The organism is Halorhodospira sp. 9622 (assembly GCF_022228025.1).
In the GTDB taxonomy this organism is placed as follows: Bacteria; Pseudomonadota; Gammaproteobacteria; order Nitrococcales; family Halorhodospiraceae; genus Halorhodospira; species Halorhodospira halophila_A.
This window is the reverse complement of record NZ_JAJNRE010000083.1, coordinates 1-1,153: the sequence shown is the minus strand read 5'-3', so window position 1 is coordinate 1,153 and position 1,153 is coordinate 1. Positions and strand designations below refer to the sequence as shown.

Below are 1,153 nucleotides of genomic sequence, written 5' to 3'. Positions count from 1 at the left end.
GGCCGGGTACCACCGGCGAGGGCGGGCCGTGGCGATCGCACCCGATTACGGTAGCACTGGCTTGAAGGGCCGGACGTCCACCTGCGCGTAGACGCCCGCCGCCACGTAGGGGTCGGCATCCGCCCACGCCTGCGCCGCCTCTAGTGACTCGAACTCGGCGACCACCAGGCTGCCCGTGAAACCGGCCTCACCGGGGGTCTCCGTGTCCACGGCCGGATACGGCCCGGCGAGCAACAGCCGCCCCTCGTCGCGCAGCTGCTCCAGCCGTGCCAGGTGTTCCGCCCGCGCTGACTGGCGCAGCGGCAGACTGTTCTCCACGTCCCTGCTCATGATCGCGTAATACATGGGTCGTTACCTTATCGCTCCGAAAGGGGTCCGGTACAATGAAGCCGTGCCCCGGGATGGCCGGGGCGTGTCCACGGGAGAGGAAGTCATGGCGCAGTACTTTGAAGTCCATCCGGAGACGCCCCAGCAGCGCCTGATCAACCAGGCCGTGCAGACTCTTGCCGATGGGGGTGTCATCGCCTACCCGACGGATTCGAGCTACGCCCTCGGCTGTCGCCTCGGCGACAAGGCCGCCCTCGACCGCATCCGCGAGATCCGGCGTCTGGACAACAGCCATAACTTCACCATGGCGTGCAAGGATCTCAAGGATATCGGCACCTACGCCAAGATGGAAAACTACGCCTACCGCCTGCTCAAGTCCCACACACCGGGGCCGTACACCTTTATCCTGCGGGCTACGTCCGAAGTGCCCCGGCGGCTGCAGCACCCCAAGCGCAAGACCATTGGTATCCGCGTACCCGACCACCCGGCCAGCCGCGCACTGCTCAACACTCTCGGCGAGCCGCTGATGAGCGTGACGCTGCAGCTGCCCGGTGACGACATGCCCCTCGACGATCCCGAGGCGATCCGTGAGCGCATCGGCAAGCTGATCGACGCCGTCGTTGCTGGCGGGCCCACCGGGGGCGGGGCGAGCACCGTGATCGATCTCACCGGTGAGGCCGCCGAGGTCATCCGCGAAGGGGTCGGCGATACCCGCGTCTTCCAGAGTGCCTGAGCGCATGGAGACGGATCGCGAACAACCATAAGGAGCCGTTGCTTGGCTAACATCAACCAACGACCCAGCCGCGTCCTGTCGGGGGGGGGGGGG

The 1,153-nt window shown here is 66.9% G+C and carries 2 protein-coding genes; one reads left to right on the top strand and one right to left on the bottom strand.

Annotated elements, in window-relative coordinates; translation table 11 throughout:
- Nucleotides 1–45 precede the first annotated feature (45 nt).
- The gene (locus LRG07_RS13670; protein WP_201168748.1) at nt 46–345 is read right to left on the bottom strand and encodes a YciI family protein; all 300 of its coding nucleotides are present in this window, start codon (nt 343–345) and stop codon (nt 46–48) included.
- A gap of 88 nt (nt 346–433) precedes the next feature.
- Between LRG07_RS13670 and LRG07_RS13665 the strand changes: the two genes are divergently transcribed.
- Nucleotides 434–1,060: an L-threonylcarbamoyladenylate synthase gene (locus tag LRG07_RS13665; protein WP_201168745.1), complete on the top strand. Its 627-nt coding sequence runs from the start codon at nt 434–436 to the stop codon at nt 1,058–1,060.
- The last annotated feature ends 93 nt before the right edge of the window (nt 1,061–1,153 follow it).

Coding starts and splice junctions, on each gene's coding strand:
- LRG07_RS13670 (WP_201168748.1), bottom strand. CDS start 345: ATGTATTACGCGATCATGAGCAGGGACGTGGAGAACAGTCTGCCGCTG.
- LRG07_RS13665 (WP_201168745.1), top strand. CDS start 434: ATGGCGCAGTACTTTGAAGTCCATCCGGAGACGCCCCAGCAGCGCCTG.